18 protein-coding genes are annotated in these 23967 nt (G+C 50.8%); 6 read left to right on the top strand and 12 right to left on the bottom strand.

The window, feature by feature from the left end; all coding sequences use genetic code 11:
- The first annotated feature begins 225 nt into the window (after positions 1-225).
- From aceE to V3U24_03260, 4 genes are all read left to right on the top strand, one after another.
- Entirely contained in the window at positions 226-2910 is a 2685-nt protein-coding gene (gene aceE / locus V3U24_03275; GenBank protein MEE9166470.1) for a pyruvate dehydrogenase (acetyl-transferring), homodimeric type, read from the top strand.
- A gap of 85 nt (positions 2911-2995) precedes the next feature.
- Entirely contained in the window at positions 2996-4471 is a 1476-nt protein-coding gene (gene proS / locus V3U24_03270; protein ID MEE9166469.1) for a proline--tRNA ligase, read from the top strand.
- 114 nt (positions 4472-4585) lie between these two features.
- On the top strand, positions 4586-5335 hold the full coding sequence (recO, locus tag V3U24_03265; protein MEE9166468.1) for a DNA repair protein RecO: 750 nt from the start codon (positions 4586-4588) through the stop codon (positions 5333-5335).
- Between the two features lie 49 nt (positions 5336-5384).
- Positions 5385-6218 carry a rhomboid family intramembrane serine protease gene (locus V3U24_03260; protein ID MEE9166467.1) on the top strand — a complete coding sequence of 278 codons (834 nt, stop codon included), beginning with the start codon at positions 5385-5387 and terminating at the stop codon, positions 6216-6218.
- A gap of 88 nt (positions 6219-6306) precedes the next feature.
- On the opposite strand, the gene V3U24_03255 is transcribed toward V3U24_03260, so the two are convergent.
- From V3U24_03255 to V3U24_03225, 7 genes are all read right to left on the bottom strand, one after another.
- Entirely contained in the window at positions 6307-7212 is a 906-nt protein-coding gene (locus V3U24_03255; protein MEE9166466.1) for a Ppx/GppA phosphatase family protein, read from the bottom strand.
- Positions 7213-7989 (bottom strand): DUF72 domain-containing protein, encoded by a 777-nt coding sequence (locus V3U24_03250; GenBank protein MEE9166465.1) that lies wholly within the window; start codon positions 7987-7989, stop codon positions 7213-7215.
- Positions 7982-8914 carry a glycosyltransferase family 2 protein gene (locus tag V3U24_03245; protein ID MEE9166464.1) on the bottom strand — a complete coding sequence of 311 codons (933 nt, stop codon included), beginning with the start codon at positions 8912-8914 and terminating at the stop codon, positions 7982-7984. Before V3U24_03245 ends, V3U24_03250 begins: the two co-directional genes overlap by 8 nt.
- Positions 8911-9963, bottom strand: coding sequence for a glycosyltransferase family 4 protein (locus V3U24_03240; GenBank protein ID MEE9166463.1), 1053 nt, complete (start codon positions 9961-9963; stop codon positions 8911-8913). Before V3U24_03240 ends, V3U24_03245 begins: the two co-directional genes overlap by 4 nt.
- 111 nt (positions 9964-10074) lie before the next feature.
- Positions 10075-11628, bottom strand: a complete 1554-nt coding sequence (locus V3U24_03235; GenBank protein ID MEE9166462.1) for a polysaccharide deacetylase family protein — start codon at positions 11626-11628, stop codon at positions 10075-10077.
- Entirely contained in the window at positions 11625-13031 is a 1407-nt protein-coding gene (locus tag V3U24_03230; protein MEE9166461.1) for an oligosaccharide flippase family protein, read from the bottom strand. Before V3U24_03230 ends, V3U24_03235 begins: the two co-directional genes overlap by 4 nt.
- Positions 13028-15412: an oligosaccharide flippase family protein gene (locus V3U24_03225; protein ID MEE9166460.1), complete on the bottom strand. Its 2385-nt coding sequence runs from the start codon at positions 15410-15412 to the stop codon at positions 13028-13030. The genes V3U24_03230 and V3U24_03225 overlap by 4 nt, the downstream gene beginning before the upstream one ends.
- Positions 15413-15568: 156 nt before the next feature.
- On the opposite strand from V3U24_03225, the gene eno reads away from it, so the two are divergent.
- Together eno and V3U24_03215 are read left to right on the top strand one after the other, a co-directional pair.
- Positions 15569-16864: a phosphopyruvate hydratase gene (gene eno, locus V3U24_03220; protein ID MEE9166459.1), complete on the top strand. Its 1296-nt coding sequence runs from the start codon at positions 15569-15571 to the stop codon at positions 16862-16864.
- Entirely contained in the window at positions 16861-17208 is a 348-nt protein-coding gene (locus tag V3U24_03215; protein ID MEE9166458.1) for a septum formation initiator family protein, read from the top strand. Before eno ends, V3U24_03215 begins: the two co-directional genes overlap by 4 nt.
- A gap of 221 nt (positions 17209-17429) precedes the next feature.
- Here V3U24_03215 and V3U24_03210 read toward each other — a convergent pair whose 3' ends face one another.
- From V3U24_03210 to V3U24_03190, 5 genes are all read right to left on the bottom strand, one after another.
- Positions 17430-18008 carry a hypothetical protein gene (locus V3U24_03210; GenBank protein MEE9166457.1) on the bottom strand — a complete coding sequence of 193 codons (579 nt, stop codon included), beginning with the start codon at positions 18006-18008 and terminating at the stop codon, positions 17430-17432.
- Positions 18009-18143: 135 nt separating this feature from the next.
- Complete coding sequence (locus V3U24_03205) at positions 18144-18851, bottom strand: flagellar motor protein MotB (GenBank protein MEE9166456.1); 708 nt, start codon at positions 18849-18851, stop codon at positions 18144-18146.
- A 5-nt stretch (positions 18852-18856) separates the two neighbouring features.
- Positions 18857-19669, bottom strand: a complete 813-nt coding sequence (locus tag V3U24_03200) for a MotA/TolQ/ExbB proton channel family protein (GenBank protein MEE9166455.1) — start codon at positions 19667-19669, stop codon at positions 18857-18859.
- Between the two features lie 406 nt (positions 19670-20075).
- Positions 20076-20525 carry a D-aminoacyl-tRNA deacylase gene (gene dtd, locus V3U24_03195; protein MEE9166454.1) on the bottom strand — a complete coding sequence of 150 codons (450 nt, stop codon included), beginning with the start codon at positions 20523-20525 and terminating at the stop codon, positions 20076-20078.
- Positions 20525-23965 (bottom strand): DNA polymerase III subunit alpha, encoded by a 3441-nt coding sequence (locus V3U24_03190; GenBank protein MEE9166453.1) that lies wholly within the window; start codon positions 23963-23965, stop codon positions 20525-20527. Before V3U24_03190 ends, dtd begins: the two co-directional genes overlap by 1 nt.
- Positions 23966-23967: the final 2 nt, after the last annotated feature.

Genomic DNA, 23967 nt, shown 5'->3' with positions numbered 1-23967 from the left:
GCAACATAAGTTTCTCTATCCGGTATGGTTATTCGCTTCATGGGAACAAACCTCCTTATACAATTGGTTTGTTCCGAATATAACATAATCCTCAATGATGCGCAAATATTAATGACGTTTCATATAGAAACGATATGGGAGCCTTCGGAGGACCGTACGGGGAATGGGAAATCGCCCCAGGTCTTACCGGGCGTAAGAATCCGTAGTAATACGATAGGGGGTGTAATGAACCATAACACCGTGATGACCCATGAGTTTCAGACAGACTTCGATACTGAGGAGACGGGGGAATGGATACAGTCCCTGAACGAAGTTATTCTTCATGAGGGGACTGGGAGGGGACAATTCATTCTGAATAAGCTCATGGAACGGGCGCACGAACTGGGAATTCGCCTTCCCTTCAACGCGAATACCCCTTACGTCAATACCATCCCCGTTTCGGAACAGCCGCCTTATCCGGGTAATCGCAAGCTTGAACGTCGCATAAAGAGCATTATCCGCTGGAATGCCACCGCCATGGTTGTGCGGGCGAACAGGGAGTCCGAGGGGATCGGCGGCCACATTTCCACGTTTCAATCGGCGGCGACATTATATCAGGTGGGATTTCATCATTTTTTCCGGGCAAAGGGAGACGATTCCGGTGGGGATCAGATCTTTTTTCAAGGGCACGCGTCGCCGGGCATTTATGCACAGGCGTTTCTTGAGGGACGAATTACCCGCTCACAGATGGAAAATTTCAGAAGGGAGTTACAGAGCGGGAGGGGACTTTCGTCCTATCCACACCCATGGCTAATGCCTGACTTCTGGGAATTCCCCACAGTCTCCATGGGTTTATCGCCCATCACGGCGATATACCAGGCCCGGTTCAATAAGTATTTGCGGGACAGGGACATCAAAGATACATCGAATCAGATAGTATGGGCGTTTCTTGGAGACGGTGAACTGGACGAACCGGAAGCCCTGGGGGCAGTCACCCTCGCTTCACGGGAGGAACTCGGAAATCTTATTTTCGTGATTAACTGTAACTTGCAGCGGCTGGACGGTCCCGTGCGCGGGAACGGGAAAATCATTCAGGAGCTGGAGACGGTTTTCCGTGGTGCAGGCTGGAATGTCATTAAGGTGATCTGGGGGGACGACTGGGATCCTCTGCTGGAAAAAGATCCCGCAGGGTTGTTGGTGCAGAGGATGAATGAGGTGGTGGACGGGCAGTACCAGAAATACGTTGTGGAATCGGGTGACTACATCCGGCGGGATTTCTTCGGAAAACATCCGGAACTGTTGAAGGCGGTGGAAGATCTCTCCGACGACAAGCTGCGACGCTTGCGCCGGGGGGGACACGATCCTGAGAAAGTCTATGCCGCCTACCGGAAGGCCGTGGAAACGGGGGACATGCCCACTGTCATACTGGCCAAAACCATCAAGGGGTACGGTCTGGGAGAAGCTGGGGAGGGGAAGAATATCACTCACCAGCAGAAAAGACTGAATGAGGAAGAATTAAGGAACTTCAGAGACCGGTTCGATATCCCCATCACCGATGATGAAATTCAAGAAACACCTTTCTATCGGCCGCCCGAGAATAGCGAGGAGATTCAGTATCTGATGGAGCGACGGCAGGCCCTGGGGGGATTTGTTCCCCAGCGCAGAATCCAGGTGAACGGGGTGGATATCCCGGACAGCACCCTGTTTCGGGAATTTGCCAAGGGCAGTGAACGGCCCGTCTCCACCACCATGGCCTTTGTGCGGATGCTCTCATTGATGTTGAAGGATGACCGGATCGGGCCGAGGATTGTTCCCATCGTGCCCGACGAAGCACGCACATTCGGCATGGAATCTCTGTTTCGGCAGGTGGGGATTTATTCCCATTCAGGTCAGGTCTACGAGCCCGTGGATGCCGACATGCTTCTCTACTATCGGGAGGCAAAGGACGGCCAGATCCTGGAAGAGGGAATTACTGAAGCGGGTTCCATGGGGAGTTTCACGGCGGCGGGAACCGCATACGCCACTCAGGGTGTGGACATGATCCCGTTTTTCATCTTCTACTCCATGTTCGGATTTCAACGCGTTGGCGATCTTATCTGGGCATTCGGTGATATGCGGGGGAAAGGCTTTTTACTGGGAGCCACATCAGGACGAACCACCACCCTGAACGGCGAAGGGCTGCAACACCAGGACGGACACAGTCACGTTCTCGCCTCTACTGTACCCAATTTGGTGACATACGATCCAGCTTTTGCCTATGAGATTGCCGTGATCGTCCAGGATGGGCTGAAGCGAATGTATTCAGACCGGGAAGATGTTTTCTACTATATCACATTTGGAAATGAAAACTACCCAATGCCACCCATGAGGGAAGGCATCGAAGAAGGAATCTTGAATGGTCTGTACAAGTTCAAGCGGGGACCGAAGGGGAAGACGCACAAGGCCCATATTCTGGGCAGCGGAGCCTTGCTTCGCGAGGGCCTCCGGGCTCAGGAGATTCTCGGTGAGGACTACGATGTATCCGCAGATGTTTGGAGCGTAACCAGCTACAAGAATCTGAGGCAAGAGGCAATGGAGACTGAACGATGGAATATGTTGCACCCCACGAAAAACTCCAAAAAACCCTTTATCGCACGGCAGTTGGAAAAGGAAAAAGGACCCTTTGTTGCCGTCTCTGATTATATGAGACTTGTCCCAGACCAGGTGTGTCGATGGGTGCCCGGAGGACTCTATTCTCTTGGGACAGATGGCTTCGGAAGGAGTGATACACGGCCTGTTCTGAGACGACATTTTGAAGTGGATGCAGAAAGCATAGCGGTGACCATACTTTATCAACTGGCAAAGCGAGGAGTTATGGAATTAACCGCTGTTCAGAAAGCGATCAAGGTTTTCGGGATCGATCCGGAAAAGCCCAATCCCGTCACGGCCTGAATCGAGGCACCAACGGCTTGGTGGTTTTTCATTGAAAGGCCAACACCCTCCACCTAAATTCGCGAGAGGAATTGTCTGAAAGACTATGCCAGGACCCATAACGCCAAAAAGTGAAGACTTCGCCAGGTGGTACACGGATGTGGTCACCAAAGGAGAATTGGCGGACTACGGTCCGGTGAAAGGGACCATGGTTATCCGTCCCTACGGATACGCCATCTGGGAGGCTGTGAAAGAGAGCTTCGACAAGCGTTTCAAAGAGACGGGCCACGAAAATGCCTATTTCCCTCTTTTCATACCGAAGTCATTTCTGAGCAGAGAAGCGGAACATGTGAAGGGGTTTGCCAAGGAATGCGCCGTGGTGACTCATCACCGCCTCATGCAGGATCCAGACGGTGACGGCTTGGTGGTAGATCCCGACTCAGCCCTGGAAGAAGAGGTTATTGTCAGGCCCACGTCCGAGGCGGTCATCTGGCCCATGTACAAGAAGTGGATTCAATCCTACAGGGACCTTCCAATACTCATAAATCAATGGGTCAACGCGGTGCGATGGGAGATGCGCACACGGCTTTTTCTGCGGACCACCGAATTTCTCTGGCAGGAGGGACATACAGCCCATGCGACCTACGAGGAGGCGGAGAAAGAAGCGAGATTGATACTGGACATTTATCGTGACGTGACTGAGAACGTCCTCGGGATTCCTGTTATTACAGGGAAGAAAACCGAAGTGGAAAAATTCGCGGGAGCCGATCACACCTATTGTATCGAGGCCATGATGGGGGACAGGCGAGCTCTCCAGGCCGGCACCACGCACAACCTGGGTCAGAATTTTGCCAGGGCGTTTGACGTCACCTTTCAGACAAAAGATAACAGGCTGGAGTATGTCTACGCCACGAGCTGGGGGGTGAGTACACGCCTCATCGGTGCCCTCGTCATGGTTCACGGAGATGATCAGGGACTTCGACTGGTGCCCTCTCTGGCACCTCATCAGGTGGTGGTGGTGCCCATCGGGAAAACCGGTGAAGAGATGGCGAAAGTTCTTGATTACCTTGAGGCACCCATGAATGGTCTGAAGTCGGAAGGGAAAAGGATCCGGGTTGACGACCGACTGGAAGTCACGCCCGGTTTCAAATTCAACGAATGGGAAAGGAAGGGCGTTCCCCTTCGGCTTGAAGCGGGAGCCCGCGAGATGAAAAATGGGAGGGCCATTCTTGTACGCCGGGATACCGGAGAAAAAATTCAAGTTTCTAAGGAGAAGCTGGTGGAAGAGACAGACAGCCTTCTGGACGAGATTCAGACGTCTCTCTATGATCAGGCAAAGAATTTTATGCACGATAATACTCACGTCACAGACTCGTATGATGAATTCAAGAAGATTATTGAATCGGACGGGGGGTTTATACGGTGCCCGTGGGACGGCGATTCCGCAGCGGAAGCCGCGATTCAGGAAGATACCAAAGCCACTATTCGTTGCATCCCCTTTGACGAGAATCCAAACGGCAGGAAATGTGTCTACACGGGCAAGCCTGCCAGACACGAAGTCATCTTCGCAAAGGCGTACTGAAGTGTTCGAGTGTTCAGGTGCTCAGGTGTTCAAGTGCTGGGGTGACTTGCTGGTAATCCCTTTGATCCACTTGAACACGCTAACACATTAACACTCTAACACCTAATTAATTCAATGCCTCTTGAAAAAACCGAAGCAGTTATTCTGAGAAGCTTCTATTATGGAGACACAAGCAAAATAGCCAGGTGTTATACCCGGGATTTCGGCAAGGTGTCTATTATCGCAAAAGGGGTGAGGAAAAGCAAGCAACTACAGAGTGGCTATATCGAGCCTATGAATTATCTCTCCCTCCTTTTCTATTATGCACCTGCACGGAGGCTGCAGATTTTTTCAAAAGCGGAATTTCAGAGCATATGGCTTGGGCTGAAGAAGGACGTCAAGAAACTCACTTACGGTTTTGCTGTGGTAGAACTCATCGACAAGGCAGTAACAGGAGAGGAACCTCAGGATCAATTGTTTCAGCTGCTCGTGGATATTTTGCAGGCAATCAATGACAGCGAGGGGAATATCAACCTGATTTTCTGGTATTTCGAGATGCACCTTCTTGTCCTCCTGGGATTTCAACCCATTCTTTCCGAATGTCCCCGGTGTCACGGAGCTCTCAAAGAGGGGTTCTTTGCTATGGAGTACGGTGAACTCGTCTGCCGTCGCTGTGATGCGCGTGGTGAGTATCCAGTGTCCAGTCGATCTATCGATATTCTAAGAAAGCTGAAGCGGAACCCGTTGGATGGGATTGGTGACATTTCTCTGCGGCCGGGAGATCGAAAGAAAGTGGGGAAAATCCTGAACGACTATCTCCACTATCACATTGAAGGGCTGGGAGAAGTCAAGTCTCTCGGTGTTATGGAAAAGGTGCTTACGTGACCCAAAGAGCCCTTGACTTTCGGGTCGGGAAATCGGAAACTGTGTCAGCATGAGATATCAATTTCAGAGTGACTTTTCTCAAGGCAATTACTTCAGGCCTCGCATGTTTACGGACGCCATAAAGCTTCTGGTTTCCATCAATTTCTTGATATTTATTCTCCAGACCATTTCCGGTCAACAGGGAATCTTATATCAGCTTTTTGGGATAGTGCCCAGGGATACGTGGAGCCGTTTCATGGTGTGGCAGCCCTTCACTTATCTGTTCTTTCACGGCGGTGTCTGGCATGTGTTGATCAACATGTTCGTGCTCTGGATGTTTGGATCTGAGCTCGAGAGGCATTGGGGCAAACGGGATTTTCTCAAGTACTATTTCCTCACGGGTGTGGGTGCGGGTATTGTGACCATACTTTTCAATTACAATTCGAAAATACCTGTAGTGGGGGCAAGCGGGGCCATTTATGGAATTCTCCTTGCATACGGCCTCATGTTTCCTAACCGCTATGTTTACATCTATTTCCTTCTCCCCATCAAGGTGAAATACTTTGTGATTTTTGTCGGTATTATGGCATTCTTTTCCTCACTTAATCCCCAGTATTCGAACATAAGCCATTTGACTCATCTTTCGGGAATGGCCATCGGCTATCTATATCTCCGGTCAAATCCCCGATGGGATATCATGGGGCAATTTCTGCGCCGGCAGAAAGATGGTCTGAAGCAACGCCATGAAACGAAAAGGCGTGAGAAGTTTGAGGAAATGCGGTCAGAGGTTGATCGAATTCTCGATAAGATCAACCAGGTGGGGTATGATGGACTGACCAAGTCGGAAAGAAGTTTTCTTTACGAAGCGAGCAAGAAGCTTTCAGGAGAAGAGGAAAGAGATTAGTCTGCTGCTAACCATCTTATGGAGTGAATATGGACTGCATCATCTCCCGATGATGCTGAACCATCAGGAGATGGTTCACTCCATAAGACTAGTCAATCCAGCTGTAGAGAAGACCCCACCTGAGTCCCCGGTCACTCACATAAATCTCGGATAGCCCGTAGGCGTCCATGATGGCCTGCGTGATAAGGACCCCTGCGGGAATGATGTCGGCTCTCATTTCCGGGAGTCCTTTTAATACGAGTCGTTCCTCTACGGTCATAGAGGTAAACAGTTTCAACAGGTCATCAATTTGCGCCCGGGTGAGCGTTGACCTGTGAACAATAGCGTGGTCGTAGGTTTCCATCTCAAGCGTAACAGCCTTCAATGTCGTGATCGTTCCCGCGATACCGACACCGGCCAGGTCGCGGGTCTCCTGGGAGACCGGAGCAAGAATCTCCCGGACAAACTTGTCGGCAACTTCAAGTTCCGCGGAGGGAATAGGATCATGCCGGATAAACTGTTCCGTTACAGTTACAGTTCCAATGTCCAAACTCGTCATGGAGTGAATCTTTCCAGTGTCTCCGTATACAATTTCAGTACTTCCTCCTCCAATATCGAACATGAGGAGATTCCTGTCAAGATAGGCGAACTCTTTCTGAGTCGCCTTGAATGTCGTTCTTGCCTCCTCCTTGGGAGGAATAATCCTGAATGATATTCCCCATTTCTCCCTGATATCATTGAGGAATTTGCCTCCATCGGATGCCCTTCGAAGGGCTTCGGTCGCCACTGCTATGGTCTTTTCCACCTTGTGACGGGAGACAATGACGCTGTAGGTCGAAAGAGCATCGAGACATCTTTCCTTCGCGTCGGGGTGCAGTAATCCCCCTCTCTTCAAATCTTGTCCCAGGCGGATGAGAGTGGCATCTTCGTATACGGGGTTGAGCGAGGTGCCCTCCCAGTCGGCGATCGTGAGAAGAAGAGCGTTGGTTCCCAGGTCGAGCGAAGCGAGTCGCATTCACTCCCCGGGCAACAACGCTTTCATATCGAGGGCATTCAGGGCGGCCTGACCGTGATAGCAGTTGTTGAAGAAGAGATATATTTTCTTCACCCTGTCGAGAATGCCGGTAATGTCGTCTTTCCATTGCTCCAGCTCAGAAGCCGTATACAAATAATCGTAGCGATCGCCCTTGTCCCCGTCCCACCACGCCAGCTCATTTCGACCGTGGAATCGGACATATGCCGTATCTGTTGTGGTGACCTGCTGAGGCCGCACGAGGTTCGGCAGTTCCGGTTCGTCCACATCCACGTAACCGATCTCATGCTGTTTCAAGAAATCGTACAATGGAGGAGTTGTCCAGCTACTGTGGCGGAATTCTGCGAACAAGGGCAAGTCGCCCGTGAGCTGCGACAGATGAATCAGATATTTTCGCGATTCAAATCGGTTCTTGAAAGAATAGGGAAACTGGGCGAGGAAGCCTCGGAATTTGTCCTGCTCCATGAGAGGCCTTATCGCGGTGGTGAGATCCGCTACGGATCGATCCGGATTTTTTCTCGCGTGAGTAACCTCGGCGTGCACCTTGACGATGAATTCGAATTCTCCGGGTGTCTTGTTCACCATGTGCTGAAACACACGAGCGTGAGGAATGCGGTAGTATGTGGAGTTTATCTCCGCGCAGGTAAAGCGCTGTGCGTAGAAAGTGAGCATTTCGCCATTGGAAATGTTGTGGGGGTAGAAAACGCCGCGCCAGTCCTGGAAACTATACCCGCTTGTGCCAATGCGGATCTCAGTCACGGCTCTTCAGGGATTCGCGGTATCCCATGGCCGCCGCTGAGAGCATGAGATAGCGGACAAAGTGGTTGCTCAACGGATAAGGTGCAAGCATCAACAGCATCCTGGCTAGTGACGACATGACCTGATTTATGAGGAGAGATCCCACAAGGCCTCTCAATGAGAAACTCCCGGGAGGAGATGACACAAAATCGGCACCCACATAGGGTGCGAGTTCAGGGAAGTTCGATAGAATGATGGGAACATTTCGTCGGCCGTATTCTCTGAAATCCACAAGCGTTTCATGGAGGTCCTTCGCCTTGTGCATAAAGACGACTATACCAGAGGAGTAGAACAGTCCGTTTGGATAGTTATTCCACAGTCTGTATGCGTATTCCAGGTCGATGCCGTATCCGGGCAGTTTTTCGTTAAACTTTCCGGTTTTTCTGACAGCGTATGCCTTAATAGAAGCGCATGTCATGATGAAGTATCTGAATGGCAAAGGGTGGTTTTCTCCCACGAGTTTGGCCCCCCGGCGGCCGGAAAAAAGATAGCGATGATACTTGTTGCTTGATTTCATTTCCCGGGGCCTGACGTTTGACAGAACGCCCACGATCCCGGAATTCCTGTGCTGCTCCACGTGCAGGGAAAGAAACTCTGGACCCACCTCAATATCACAGTCCACGAATACCAGGAGATCTCCCGTGGCAGTGTCAATTCCCGAGTTGCGAGTGGCGGTCCGACCTCGATTTTCCGTGTGGCGGACTACGGTGGCCCGATCTTTCCACTCCCGGTTTTCCAAAAGGGATGGGGTTTCATCGGTGGAGGCGTCATCCACAAGGATGATCTCTGTCGATTCATGAGGATAATTCTGGTTTAGGAGCGCGGGTATGGTAAGTGGCAGAACATCTTCTCCATTGTAAATGGAGACGATTACCGAAACTTTCACGATATCTGCACCCCGGTTCCCAGAACGGATTCGTAGACCTGCACCGTGTTCTGAGCCACTCTCTGCCAGAGGAAATTCTCCTGAATGTGCCGTTTCAATCTGTCATCGGTATCCCGACTGAGAGCCGATTCAATACCCTTCCTGATAGAGTCTACGGAATAGGGATTCACATAGGTAGCCATGTTTCCAAAGTAATCTTTCGTCCCGCCGTAGGGGGTGATGACCACCTTGGCCCCCGCGAGACCCGCTTCCAGAGCGGCAATACCGGGCGTTTCGTATCGTGCGGGCAGGACAAACACATCGCAGGCTGCATAGGCGGCCGAAAGCATGGGAGAGTCATGATCGAGCCCCTCAATGATGAGGAGATTCCTATTTCTCCCGGCTTCTTCGAGGCAGGCGGCTGCCTCTTTCGATGGATAGATTCGTCCAATGATCACAGCAGGTACATCGAGCTTGCCAAGGGCCCGAATCAAGAACAGGGTATTTTTTCTTTCCACGCCAATGTGACCCACGTGCAGAACGAATTCTTTGATTCCATATTTCTGATAGAAGAGATCAGGATTGCCATTCAAGTATCGATCCTCAACACCGTTCGGAACCACTGTTACCGCATCGACGGGAATCCCGAGACCCGACACCATGAGATGTTGTTCCGCGGAGGTGTTCGGGAGACAATGCTCCGCCCAGTGGCAGATGTCACGGGTGATACCGTAATCGGACCAGATTCCCGGAATCAGATGCCGCACAAGCCTGTCGGCAGTGGAGACCAGGCGAACAGCTCGCGGTGATCTTCGGGTGAAGAAAATGGGACTTACTACGAAGGGAAGGTCATGGGCTTTCAGATACCGGGCGAGGTCGTACGTTCCGAAATTCGATGCAAACAGATGAAACAGGTCACAGTCAAGGACCGCCTTTCTCTCCTCCCAGGTATCCATGAGCTTAACCTCCACTCCTGCCTGTTCAAGGTAATTCCTGGTCTGCTGAATCTGGGTTTTGGGTCCCCCGTGGCGAAGCGTGACGGTATGGTAACTGGCAAGCGTAATCTTCATCTACAATTCCCCGTCACTCCATTCCTCCTCCTCAACAGGAGACCCTACGGAACAACTCTCCAAGTCCCCATTTCTCCGTTAGTTTATTGTTCAATAGTCCATATTCCATCGTCAATATCTCAGTTTCCAATAGAAATGGAGGATATCATTCATCGTCATTTTTCGATTCCAACTTGCCAGATTCCTCATGGGAGTGCGGACTGTCTTGGCCTTCTTGTCCTTTTTCCACGCGACGGTATCCAGGTCGATCTCATCTTTAATTTTCACGGTGGCCCATTTCGTTGTGGAATTCCGTAAATACAGGCAGATGGAAGAATCCGGGAAAGGACATTCCACGGTCAGGTTTCCTGAGTCCCAATCAGCCGTCCATTTCAGATTGGACCGTTTCTTCCACCACCGGGCATATTCTGCCAGCGAAACTCTGCTCAGTTGACGTCTTCGTATCGTCGAGAAAAGCCAATTTACCGTTTTGAGATCAGCATTGGAAGGATGATCGTACACAAAAACGGGAAGATGGTGTATTATGCAGGTTTGTATGAGATCCTCAAAATAGATCTTCATATCCTCTGGGGAATGATGAGCATTCCGCAAACGGCTGGTGGCGATGGGATGAATGGGGACTTGAAGAACGGAAGTGAATCGGTCTCCCAGGTAGGGATTGAAAGGAAGGTTGTCGTAATCGAGGCAGAACTCGGAGGAATAATAGAAACCGTGATGTTCCAGGGCTTTGGCTAACGGTACGTTCCACTCCCCGAACGGGGCAGCATAGCCTGAAGGACGAATACGGAGATCGTTCAGCATTCTTACCGCTCTGTTGATGTCTCTTTCATTTCGAACAAAATCAGGGAATATGCGGTGGCGGTAGCAGTGGACTCCCATTTCCTGATTCTCCATTTCGCCGAACCTGGCCAGCCATTTCCGGGAACTGTGTACCTCAAGGAACCAGGTGGCGGGGACCTCCCGTTTATCACACAGTTCATACAGGTTGTTCACATTCTCCCGTGACGCGAAGTCCGTATCAATGCGAAAATTGAACAATGTTCTCGCGCCGTCAGGAAACGGCCAGAGGGAAACAAAGGGGAGACCTCTTTTCATGTAGAGATATTCCAGTGAACCTTGAATTGTCTCGCGGATCGTCTGCTTCGATCGGCGGGACACACGCTCGGAAGGGAGAAGAGGTCCCCGGCTGGGGAAATTCCGTCGTCTTACCTTGCTATCGAGCACTGTGCTCGATAAGAGTGAGGGAAGAATGATGACCGAACCTCGACCCTCATGGAGGACGCGGACAAGTTTCCGTCCGGAGTCACTTTGGAGGTGCGATGCGCTATGAGGGATACGAACGCTCGCATCCACAAATCCCGGCAGCACCGCATCGAAGATGGGATCTCCCGCTGTTGCCACATAACTGACATAGCCTTGGATCGTTCTTATTCCGAAAAGCCAATGTGCCGCATCCGCTTCTGTTAGAAGAGATCCCCCTTGTTTCACATAGTGAAGCAGGGACTCTTTTTCTGATGGTCCTCCCCCCTGGGTGACAATGATGACGGCGTACCGGTCCGGGGGAATTGCCTGATCCGAAACTACACGTTCCATCGGGAGCCCAATCTGGCCGAGAAGAAGCTCCCATTGGGGAAGAACCGTTGTAACGCCGACCGTCAACCTCATACGAACAGCCGCCTTAGTTCATGAAGATCTTCCCTTTTGACACCCGAGGCAAAGGCCAGAAGAGGAAAAGATACTATAAGCGCGACAACTAGAGTCGGCAACGGCCCTTCCCGCTCCCAGGGGGTAAAGAGAAGAAGCAGTCCAATGGCCGTAAGGATGGGGACGAATATCCTTCTAAAGAGTGACAGAGGAATGATGGTTTGCAGCGCTCTGGACATCACCATGAAAGAAAAAGTCTGAAAAACAGTCAGAGCCAGAGGTGCCAGGAGCGTAAGGGGGACGGGGACTGGCAGAAACATGATGGCAAAAAATCCAACACCACCTACTGCCAGTGACCGAGTATAGACAATCTCCTTTTCAGCACCGATGAGCGTGAAGGTGAAGGTACTGTTTATGACTGTAAGGATAAAGTACACTACCAGGAACTGGAATACGGCGCTTGAGTCAGTAAACTCAGAACCGAAAATTGCGGGGAAAATTGACCGGCTGGCGAGAATCGCCAGAATTCCCACGCCCAGTGCACCGGCAGACACAAATTTCAGGGTTCGATCGAATTTTCGGGCGAGAGAAACCATCCCTTCTTTGAAACTTTCGCTGATGGCCGGGAAAAAGAGAGTGTAGAACACCCTGTCGACGATCAGCATGAGAACGATCACCCGGAAGGCGACGCTGTAGATACCGGTGATCCTTGCGCTGCTGAACAGAGCCATGTAGATAAAGGGAAACTGGATGACCACCTGTGAAATGAGAGTGGCAATGCCCAACGGAACTCCCTGCTGGATCGTGCCCCAGAGTCCGCGAGGGGATGTCAACGTTTGACCGCGCGCGCGGTTCAATCTTCTGTAGGCAGTCCAGAGGAAGAGAGCCTGAGCGATTGCCCCAGCGACCCACGCCACGGGAACGAAAACGATATCACCTTTTTCGGAGACCAGGAATATGACAAAAAGCAAATAAGCGACCATTCCGAGAATTCGTCCCATGGCAAGTGTTGTGATCGATTTTAGACCCTGAAAGAGCCAGTCCAGGATGACTGCGGAAGGAATCAGTGTGAGGAGATAGATAATGGCGACATTCCGGGTTGTGCTATCTTTGATTCCTACGAACAGAACAGCACTCCCCGCGACGATCGTAGCAACAGAGAGAAAGAGGCGAGGTGATAGAATTCGTTTGACAAGCGAGTTCAGATCTTCGTCGCCTGCGGCCGCAGAGCGCGTGCCAAGAATAGGCAATCCGGCATCCGCGAAAATAGATCCATAGGCCAGAATAGCTGTGCCGAAAGCAAGCGTGCCCATGCCCGCGGGACCCAGTTTCCGGGCGACATAAGCGACAGCAAAAAAGCTTAAGATGCGACCCATGAGCTCAGAGGACGTAAGAGAAAGCACGTGCCGCGGGAGAGGTTTCATTCCTTTATGAGTTGCTCCAGCTCTTTCGATCTTCTCTGCAGCGAAAACTCTCTCTGAACGTGACTTCTGGCTGCCTCTCCCATTCGGGTATTGGCCTTGAGGGCTTTCTTCAGCGCAGACGCCAGCGATTCGCTGTTTTCGGGGGGGACAAGGAATCCCGACTTACCCATCACTTCGGGAATACCGCCGATATGGGTGCCCACGGGAATACATTCGCAAAGCATTCCCTGGGCGAGGGAGAAAGAGAAGGATTCAATCCTGCTTGGCTGGCAGTATACCTGAGCACGCTGATAGTACTCAAGCAATTCGCCCTCTCCAAGGAACGGCATGGTTGTCACATTAGGCGGAATCTCACCCGGAAGCAATTCCAGAATCCTTTTCTCAACACCTACGACCAGAAACTCTGCCTCGGGAACGAGACGTGCGGCATCGATGAGGATATCAATCCCCTTGATCCGGAGTCTCTTTTCTGTGGGACATGCCGCCACTGTAAGGATCAACCGTTCCTTTTTCCCAGCTGCCACCCAGATGTTCGAATCGAGCCCAGGAGAGACGAGCCGCATGTTTCCGCCGTCGTAGTCGCCCATCATCCGGGCACTCTCCATTAAGTACTTTGATGTGGGCAGCACGTAGGTCGCGTTCCGGAGGCTATATTTCACGAATCGTTCCTTCCACCGGGAGGTAACCATGCCGTACCCCAATCCACGATCCACAACAACGTCAGCGCCACCCACGATCACGATGGACTTCTTTCTGAAAAGTCTCGCCAGAGAAACGGCCAGCGCACTGTAAGTGGAGGCGAACCATGCCACCACAACATGGGATGACAAAATAGACCATTTTATCCTGGCAATGGCAGTAAATCTCTTTGCAGTCACAGAACGAACTTCTGCAATCTCCTGCATGATTCGTCGATCAATTTCAATAAATGGTGTGGTAAAAGTGGAAAAAAAGAGGACCTTTTTTCTTTCGTCAGTCGAGACAACTCTGAAGGCCAGAATTCCGATGATGAAGATGGAAATCCCTATGAGTTTGAAGGGGATACTTTCACCAAGAAAGAGAATTACCGCCATTGATGCACCGGCGGGAAGGGCGATTCGAACAATCTTCCGCCATTCATAGGGTACAGGGTAGAGGCGCTTCGCAACAAAAAAGGTTATGATGCTCATGGCAAAGTATCCGGCGATTGTTGCCGCAGCTGCGCCCATCATCCCGAAAGGCGGGATGAGGACGAAGTTGAGTCCAACATTGATAACGGCGCCTCCTCCCGTGATAATGGGGATATAGAAGGTTTTCTTCTCAAAATAGATCCCCGGTAGAAAATTGAGATAGGCGCCCTGAAAGATGTAGGCCAGAAGAATGAGTGGTACGATTGCTTCAGCCTCATAGAATGAAGGTCCTATGATCGAATATCCCGCAACGCGGAGTCTGACGATTTCGTGAATGAATGCTGATAGAAGGATCCAGACAAACGTGGAAGCCAGAATGAAATATGAAAAGACTTTTGCAAAGAGAGGACGCGACTGTTCCCCTTTCCCCATTTTCAGGAAGAAAGGTTGCCAGGCATAGTGGAAAGCCGTGGTAAGCAGTAACATAAAGATGCCCAGTTTGTATCCGGCGCTGTAGATGCCCACCGTTGCTGAATCCTTCAGGTGTGCCAGAATATATCTGTCGATCATCTCCATGGCGATACTCGCCAGTCCTGCCGGCATGAATGGAAGTCCGAACTTCAAATACGCTTTCGCCACCGGGGAAGAAAACGTAGGCCGGAGGGAGAAGATGGAGAGGACAAAAACGGAGAGGGTTGTCACCACGGAGGCAACGAATACACTGATGAATATGCCAGTAATTCCACGATGCAGAATGGCTACGAGATAGATATTGAGTCCGAGAGTTGTGAAAACATTGATAAGTTTGATGGAGATGAATGCACCTGCTTTCTCCCGGATCCTCAGGAACGCAAACGGGACGTGGGCCAGCGCGTCGAGAAAGAGGATACCGGCCGCGAGTCTGAAAAGGTGACCGTATCCGGAATCTACCAGGACTGCGGATGCCAAAGATCTCGAAACGGATAGGATAAGGAGGGAGAGGACTCCACTGGTTCCCGCCGAAAGCCAGACGGCTGTTGAAAATAGTCGTCTCTGTTCTTCATTTTCTTTTGCATCACTGTACCGTTTCATGAAAGCGGCATCGAGGCCATAATGATAGATAATGTTCATAAAGCCAAGGAATACGTAGACGAGCGTGGCCAATCCGTATTCCCTTGGGGATAGGACGTGGGTGTAGAGAGGCAAAAGGAGGAACGTGATGAGGCGGGTCAACACATTTCCTGCGCCGTATACGAAAGTCTGTCGTGCCAGTCGCCTGATCTGAGAAGTCACGGATTTGTGTTAAAACGTCTCAAGAGGAAGGTCGGTTCCGAAGCGTGAATATACAGTCATTCGTCGGGATGACCAAAAATTCCTGATGTGATAGCCCGAATATTTCGTTATTTTTTGACAGCAGATTTCTCTGGTTGATACGTCTATTCGGATATTATGGGAGCAAACAGTATTGTCAGCACCCTAGCGAGGGAGATCCTGGATTCCCGCGGAAATCCTACCGTTGAGGTAGACGTGACCCTGAAAGATGGAAGTTTCGGACGGGCGGCTGTTCCCTCAGGGGCTTCCACGGGGAGCTATGAAGCGGTGGAGCTTCGAGACGGTGAATCCAATCGATACCTGGGGAGAGGTGTCCGAAGGGCTGTGAAGAATGTTAATGAGGTTCTGGGCCCCGCAGTAGATGGAATGGATGTTCTTGACCAGTTGTCTGTAGACGAAAGACTCATTGAGGTTGACGGAACGACCAACAAAGGGAAGTTAGGAGCAAACGCCATTCTGGGTATCTCCGTGGCGGCAGCCAAAGCAGCAGCTGCCCACAAGAGAATCCCCCTTTTTGAATACCTTTCAACCGATTCCGGGGACCTTCTGCCCATTCCCATGATGAATATCCTTAACGGGGGAAAGCACGCCGACAATAATGTGGATATTCAGGAGTTCATGATTTTCCCCGTGGGAGCTGCTAGCTTTTCCGAAGCATTGCAGATGGGGACAGAGACGTTCCACCATCTGAAGCAGATCCTAAAGCGGAAGGGGCTGAACACGGCGGTGGGAGATGAAGGAGGTTTCGCTCCTGATTTGCGGTCCAATGAGGAGGCCATCGAGATTATTCTGTCCGCGGCTGAGCGCACCGGACATGGGGTGGGTCACGAACTATTTCTTGCCCTGGATGCCGCCGCCAGTGAGTTCTATGACAGCAAACATTCCGTTTATGTTTTGGCATCGGAAAAAAGGGAACTCTCGTCCCATGATATGGTGGAGTACTATGTGGATCTTGCATCAAGATATCCTATTGTGTCCATCGAGGATGGTTTGTGGGAGGATGACTGGGAAGGATGGTCCCATCTTAATCGCGAGTTGGGGGAAAAAATCCAGATTGTGGGTGATGATTTGACAGTCACAAGCGTTTCTCGATTGGAAAAAGCGATTGAAACTGGTGCCATGAATGCGATCCTTATCAAGCTCAATCAGGTGGGTACGGTGACGGAGACGATCCGGACCATCGAGCTCGCTCGAAGGAGCAAAATGGCCGCGATCATTTCTCACCGTTCCGGTGAGACAGAGGATAGTTCGATTGCCGATTTTTCTGTCGCAATGGGAATGGGTCAGATTAAGAGTGGGTCCGCCTCGCGCACGGATAGAATTTGTAAGTACAATCAGCTGCTCCGCATTGAGGAGAGTCTCGGTGATCGGGCCCGGTTCCCCGGGATGGAGGTATTGGGGACAAACAGGTGAAACCGCGGAGAAGGCGACGGAAGCTGCGGAGGGACCCTCCCAGAAAGAGACATAAGAGCCGGAGCTCGCTCGTTCCCAAGCTCCTGCTGCTTGTGGGTGTTATTTTAGTAATTATTTTCTTTTTTGGGGATCACGGAATCTATCGTCTCTATGAAATGAAACGGGAAAAGAAGCACGTCCTCAAGGACATTGACCGTTTAAGAGAAGAACAACGGGAGCTGGATCAGAACAAGGAACGGTTGGAGAACGATCTTGAGTATATTGAAAAGCTGGCCCGGGAACGGCATCGCATGGCAAAGCCAGGGGAAAAAGTTTTCAAGGTGGTGGAAGAACCCAAGAAATGATTTTGAAGACTCAACCTGACTGGTATCCTGTCAGGTTGACCGAGCCCGCATTTCTCACCACCAAATCTACTGCAACGGAGTATATGCTTACGACTACGGCGTTCTACTTGAAAAATGTACTCGGCGTACTGTCTAGTACACCTCCGTCATTTTTCCTGCGTAGGCCTTGTATTCATAAACGTCTCCTCCGTTTCGTCACGATTCATGGTGAGAAAAGCGGGCTAAAACCCGAGAAGAAAAAAGACCTGATCTCCCCCCAGTTTTGACTGAAAGCTCAACTCCACGTTGTCGGGCGGCTCCATGAACCTGTAGACCAGATCGGATCTCAACCTCTGGCTAGGCTTTACGATCCCCACACTGTTCTTGCTCTCCAGGAACTCCAGGTTGCCAATATTCCCCTGGCCGTCAACCATCTTGAATAACAAAAGCGCACTCACGTCCATATCGTTCTTATCGCGATTTTCGATGATCACGGATACTTCTACGGTATTTCCTTGTTTGGATACTTGCAAGAGTTTCACTCTCGCATTGTCAGCGGTTTGCCATTCGCCGATCTTCTTCGCAACTCGTCCTTCCTTTAGCGTCTCCAGGGGGAGGTAGAAATCCAGGGTCGCTTTGATAAACTCACCCGATGCATCCTTCCCTATCTTCCTGATCTCTGTCCCCGGATAGAGTCGACCCAAAACACTTTTGGGGTCACTGGGGTCCGCAATAATATCCGCCTTCTTGATGGTTTGGGTTATCTGACCACAAACCGAAACGCACAGTGTCACCCACGTTATGATAATGACTGTTTTCATGTATTCATGTGTTTATGTGTTTGTGTGTTCATGTGTTCAAGAGAAAAGAAACGGGTTCGGGATCCAACAACCTGAACACTCGAACACTGAAACACTTTAACACCCCTTTCTTGGAGTTCTCTCTGGTCATACAAGTCAAAGGGTAAGGGTTTTCGTCGTGAGAAAAGCGTCCAGGTAGACTTCCACGCGCCGGTTGTTTGCACGGCCCTCTGGGGACTCATTGGAGTCAACAGGGCGGAATTCACCGTATCCCATCGCAGAGAACTTATCTTCACTGATTCCGGCAAATTGCCTCAGGTGTTCTACAACATTCAGCGCTCTTGCCGTGGACAGCTCCCAGTTGGTTTCCCATTTGTACTTTAATTCATCGGGCAGGGGAACGTTATCCGTATGCCCCTCGCATCTGATTTCTATGTTCAGAAAATGGTCCTTCTTTTCAACCGCCTCAACGAAGGGTCTCAATTCGGGATCCTCCTGGATCTTCACCAGCCTGGACATCTTGATAATCATACCGATTTGCTGAATCAGGGGATACACTTCAGGACGGAGTTGGGAATCACCGGAACGAAAGAGTTGCCCGCTGGCCAGGGTAACCTTAACCCCTTTTGTAACCCGTTCCACGGAGACGTAGGCAGAGTGGAGCTGATTGTGGAGTTCTTTGTAGGTTTCGTCGAGAAGCATATTGATGACACGGTCCACGTGTTTCTCGGCATCGTTCATGATCACCAGGAGCATGACAAAAAATGTGAGGAGAAGGGTGACCATATCACCAAAAGTCACGGCCCAGGCGGTCCGTTTTGACCTGGCTTCATCGAATGACAGTTTGGATACCCGTCGAGGCATTGGGACTACGTCTCTTCCGTTCGCTTGCTCTGGGGAACAAACGTCATCAGTTTCTCTCTCAGAAGGATAGGATGTTCTTTTGCGTGGATTCCGATTATACCTTCCACCAGGATGTCTTTCAGCATCAATTCTTCTTCGGACTTTCGTTTCAGCTTCCCCGCCAGGGGGAGGAACACGAGGTTTGACAGTAGAATGCCGTAAAAGGTGGTAATGAGGGCCAGCCCCATTCCCCCAAGAAGTTCTGCAAATCGCTTGGCCACGTCGAACTCGATCCCGGCAATTCCAACGTTCTCCGTAGAGGAAAAGTGGGTCATCATAATGATAAGTCCCAGGACCGTTCCCAGCAATCCGAATGCAGGGGAATAAGCACCCATATACAGAAAGATTTCCTGTCCCAGACTGTGCCGCCGCTCCATGTTGGAAAGTTCCAGTTCCAGATAGTTGCGCAGACGGACGGGATCCCGTTCATTGATGGCCAGCTCGAGACCACCCCTCAGGAAATGGTCGGAGATTCCATCAAGATCGGTCTCCAGGGACATGATCCCCTTTTTCCTTCCCTTCTCTGCCTTCTCAACCAGCTGGTCGATAACGCCCTGATGTCCAACATCTTCTCTGCGGAAGGCTTGGGTCAGGATTTTGAATATTCCCAGGACATTCTTCACGGGATAGTTAACAAGCGTGGCAGCAAATGTGCCCCCCAGTACGATTAAGATGGCATCAAAATCGAGAAACCACCGGAGATCACCGTGGTTACTTACGATGCCTGCGGCAATGAATCCTACGCCCAGAAGAAGTCCCAGAGCCGTGCCCAAATCCATAGAACCCCCTTTCTACCAGTGGAGATGGTTCTTAGCCTAATCTATTCAGCAGCCACCAAGGCACCCTGCCCGCCCCACTCCGTGAGGGGCAGGCGGGCGGGTAAGACACAAAGTTATTGATATTATCCGCAGGATCTTGAGAATAGGTTATTAATCCTAACGCGTCGGGACTGTTTCACAGCAAATCTTCAGAGTTTCATGCCACTAATGTTTTTATTCTCAAATAGCTTGGTGCCTATGCCCCGTGAAATACAAAGCCATATCTCACGGGGTAGATGTCTTTTCCCTCCGTAGGAGACCCCACGGGTCAAAGGGACTCCTATGGAGGTGGCAAATCTCATCTCAAGATCCTTTGGAAGATCCTGTGGATAATCTGGGCTAGAAAATTCCGGTAGTGAATAGTTACCTAATTGCGGTCGTTACTGTCCAGAACGAACGTCACAGGACCGTCATTCGTAAGGTTGACTTCCATCATTGCCCCGAAAACGCCAGATTGAACGAGGACTCCCTGATCTGCGAGTTGCTGGACAAATCTTTCGTACAGGTCTTTCCCCAGGCTCGGGGGTGCTGCCCGAACAAAACTGGGCCGGCGACCTTTTTTCCAATCTGCGCAAAGTGTGAACTGGCTAACCACCAATGATGCCCCCTTTACATCCTTGATGGAGAGATTCATCTTTCCCGCATCGTCGTTGAAGATGCGGAAATTGGATATCTTCCGGGTGAGAAATTCACCGTGCTCTTCTGTGTCTCCCTGACAGACACCCAGGAAGATTAATAGTCCTTGATTAATCTCGCCGGAAGTGGTGCTATCCACCACAACCCGGGCATTCGAAACGCGCTGAAGAACGGCGATCATCAATCCACCCAGACGTTTTGGTCACCGTAGAGTCCCTTGAGTCTCTTAAGGAAAGTGGGATTCAAGGAGACCCGTACCTTATGAGTCAGTATCTTCTTGCCGTTGCCTTCTCTATCCTGAACATGGAAAAAGAGGGGAGAATCCCCTTCATTTTCCTTGGCCAATTTGAAGAGCGAATCGACATCCTCATCTTTCATTTTGTCCAGTTCCACAAGGATGTTCAGTTTTTTGGAATGGCGGTTCTGAACGTCCTCCTGTGAGAGAATTTCGTCAGCGATCATTTTGGGCGTGTCCTCCGCAAGGGGCGTCGTAGGGCGGCCCCGCACAAAAACGAGATTGTCATCCTTGATGAGACCTCTGTACTGCTTAAAGGTTTTGTGAAAGACAAGTACGTCGGCTCTCCCACCGAGGCACTCAAGACTGAAAAAGGCCATCTGTTGATCTTTCCTGTCAAAGTGGTACCGTGTATCCTGAATGACACCCGCCAGACGAATTTCGCGCAATTCCGTATCGTTTGCGGGATCGGAAAAATCGTAGTTTGAGTATTCTTCGAGCTCATCGGCATACTTGAGAAGGGGATGGCCTGTGAGGTAAAAGCCCATGAGGGCCTTCTCCCGTTTGAGCTTTTCGGATTCCGACCATTCTGGGAGATCCGGCAGCCGGGGAGTGGAACGGAACAGCGTTTCCTCAGAATCCGAAACATCGAACATGGAAAACTGATCCCCGTTGAGTTCCGACTGAAACTGCTGGGAAAACTTCAGGGCCGCCTCAACGGATGCGTACTTCTGAGCCCTGTTGCCCTCGAGAGAATCCATGGCTCCCGCTGCAATCAGACTCTCAATGACTTTTCGATTGGCCAGTCGCAGGTCGAGAGGCTTGCAGAATTGGAAATGGTTTTCGAACGGTCCATGCTTCGTTCGCATGGCGATAATGTTCCTGAGTGCCTTAGCACCCACGTTCTTGATGGCGTTCAGACCAAAGGAAATGGATTTTTCATCCATCACCTTGAAATAGATATCCGATTCCATCACATCGGGGGGATGAACCGTAATACCCAGCTTCTGACATTCGTTAATGAGGGTGACCACGCGCGGTGTATTCGTCATTTCAGTGGTGAGATTGGCTGCCATGAACTCTGATGGGTAGTGGGTTTTCAGATATGCTGTCTGATAGGCGATGAATGCGTACGCGGTACTGTGACTTTTATTGAATCCATATTGGGCAAACTTCTCGATCATACCGAATATTTTTCGAGCCACCTCTCTTGAGGTTTCGTTCTTCACGGCTCCTTCAACAAAGGCCTTCTGTTGTCTGCTCATGAGCCCTCGTCTTTTTTTCCCCATGGCCCGCCGCATGATATCCGCCTGGGCAAGAGAAAAGCCTGCAATCTTGTTGGCGATTTGCATCACCTGCTCCTGGTAAACGATGATGCCGTATGTCTCCTTCAAGATGGGCTCGAGATGGGGATGGATGTAGTCGATTTTCTTGCGTCCGTGTTTCCGCTTTATGAAATCGTTTATGTGCTCCATGGGCCCCGGCCTATAAAGGGCATTCATGGCGATAAGATCTTCGATCCCGTTGGGCCTGAGTTTCTTGAGATACTCACGCATCCCGGTGGACTCAAATTGGAATACTCCCACAGTGTTTCCCTGTGAAAATATCTTGTAGACCCTCGAGTCATCCAGCGGTATCTGGCCAATATCGATCTTTATCCCGCGCTCCTTCAGAAGTTCTATCGTCTGATCGATCACCGTCAGATTCCGAAGGCCCAGGAAATCCATCTTCAACAGTCCCAGGTTCTCGAGCCCCTTCATGTCATATTGGGAAGTGATGTCACCCTGTGGGGATCGATAGAGGGGGATATAGTCAGTAAGTTCTCCGGGACCGATGACAACGCCCGCCGCATGCGTTGAGGCATGTCGGTTCATTCCTTCCAGCGTCCTGGAAAATTCTATGAGTTCTTCGTAAATCTTATTCTTCCCGGCTATCTTCTGGAGTTCCGGGCTCATCTTGAGGGCCGCATCGAGGGTGATACCGGGACCCGCGGGGATCATTTTGGCGATCCTGTCAACCTCCCCATAACTCAGTCCCAGGACCCGCCCCACGTCACGAACCACCTGACGGGCTTTCAATTTCCCAAATGTGATAATCTGGGTTACCGAGTTTTCCCCATACTTCAGCTTGATATAGTCAATTACCTCCGACCGGCGCTCATAGCAAAAATCAATATCGATGTCGGGCATGGACACTCGCTCTGGATTCAGGAACCGTTCGAACAGAAGATCGTGCTTGATGGGATCGATAGTGGTTATCCCCAGGGTATAGGCCACCAAACTCCCAGCCACGGATCCCCTCCCTGGTCCCACCGGGATTTTCTTGCCCTTCGCATAGTTGACGAAGTCCATAACAATAAGGAAATATCCAGCATATCCCATTTTTCTTATGACCTTCAGTTCATACTCGAGTCGTTCCTCCACTTCGGCGGTGGCAGGTTTGTAGAGAGCCTCAAGTCGTTTTCGGCATCTGGCCGTCAAATACTCATCGGGATCTTTCGTGCCGGCATCTGGGGGAAGGGGGAAAGATGGCAGCAGGTTCTCTCCCAAGGGGATTTCCAGATTGCAGTTGTTCGCAATCTGGCGTGTGTTCTCCATTGCCTGGGGGTATTCCTTGAACAGTTTCCACATCTGATCCTGGGATTTGAGATAGAATTCCGGTGTGGCGTACCGCTGACGTTTGGGATCGTTACGATCCTTGCCCGTCCCGAGACAGAACATGACGTCGTGAGCGTCGGCATGTTCGTGTCGGGCGTAGTGGCAGTCGTTGGTGGCCACGAGAGGGAGATCCAGTTCACTGGCAAGCCTGGCGACCACCTGTCGCGATTCCTCTTCATCGGGAAGACTGTGATGCTGAAGCTCCAGGTAGAAACGGCCGGGAAAAATCTCGGCAAATTCCAGTGCCGTGTTCCTTGCCTTTTCATATTCCCCCTTCAGTGCAAATTCCTGAATCTCTCCTTTCAGACAGGCTGAAAGGCAGATCAACCCCTCATTGTGCTTACGCAAAAGGTCTTTGTCAACACGTGGACGATAATAGAATCCTTCCAGGTATCCCACCGTTACCAGTTTCATCAAATTCTGGTATCCCGTGAAGTTCTGTACCAGAAGCACCAGATGGTTGTTACCCCAGCCTCTATCTCTTCTGGGCGTCTTGTCAAAGCGGCTCCCCTGGGCCACATATACTTCACACCCGAGGATAGGATTGATGCTGGCTTTCCTGGCCGCTGTGTAGAAATCGATGGCCGAAAAGAGATTTCCGTGTTCCGTGAGAGCGACGCTGTCCATGTCGAGATCACCCACAGTGTCCACCAGCGTGGACACCGTCTGGGCGCCGTCAAGGAGGCTGTAGTCGGAGTGATTATGAAGGTGGATGAATTCCGATGCCACTA

This window comes from Candidatus Neomarinimicrobiota bacterium (genome assembly GCA_036476315.1).
GTDB lineage: Bacteria > Fidelibacterota > Marinisomatia > Marinisomatales > S15-B10 > JAZGBI01.
The sequence above is the reverse complement of the archived record's forward strand: the minus strand, read 5'-3'. Positions and strand labels throughout refer to the sequence as shown.

Coding starts and splice junctions, on each gene's coding strand:
- aceE (MEE9166470.1), top strand. CDS start 226: ATGAACCATAACACCGTGATGACCCATGAGTTTCAGACAGACTTCGAT.
- proS (MEE9166469.1), top strand. CDS start 2,996: ATGCCAGGACCCATAACGCCAAAAAGTGAAGACTTCGCCAGGTGGTAC.
- recO (MEE9166468.1), top strand. CDS start 4,586: ATGCCTCTTGAAAAAACCGAAGCAGTTATTCTGAGAAGCTTCTATTAT.
- V3U24_03260 (MEE9166467.1), top strand. CDS start 5,385: ATGAGATATCAATTTCAGAGTGACTTTTCTCAAGGCAATTACTTCAGG.
- V3U24_03255 (MEE9166466.1), bottom strand. CDS start 7,212: ATGCGACTCGCTTCGCTCGACCTGGGAACCAACGCTCTTCTTCTCACG.
- V3U24_03240 (MEE9166463.1), bottom strand. CDS start 9,963: ATGAAGATTACGCTTGCCAGTTACCATACCGTCACGCTTCGCCACGGG.
- V3U24_03235 (MEE9166462.1), bottom strand. CDS start 11,628: ATGAGGTTGACGGTCGGCGTTACAACGGTTCTTCCCCAATGGGAGCTT.
- V3U24_03230 (MEE9166461.1), bottom strand. CDS start 13,031: ATGAAACCTCTCCCGCGGCACGTGCTTTCTCTTACGTCCTCTGAGCTC.
- eno (MEE9166459.1), top strand. CDS start 15,569: ATGGGAGCAAACAGTATTGTCAGCACCCTAGCGAGGGAGATCCTGGAT.
- V3U24_03210 (MEE9166457.1), bottom strand. CDS start 18,008: ATGAAAACAGTCATTATCATAACGTGGGTGACACTGTGCGTTTCGGTT.
- V3U24_03205 (MEE9166456.1), bottom strand. CDS start 18,851: ATGCCTCGACGGGTATCCAAACTGTCATTCGATGAAGCCAGGTCAAAA.
- V3U24_03200 (MEE9166455.1), bottom strand. CDS start 19,669: ATGGATTTGGGCACGGCTCTGGGACTTCTTCTGGGCGTAGGATTCATT.
- dtd (MEE9166454.1), bottom strand. CDS start 20,525: ATGATCGCCGTTCTTCAGCGCGTTTCGAATGCCCGGGTTGTGGTGGAT.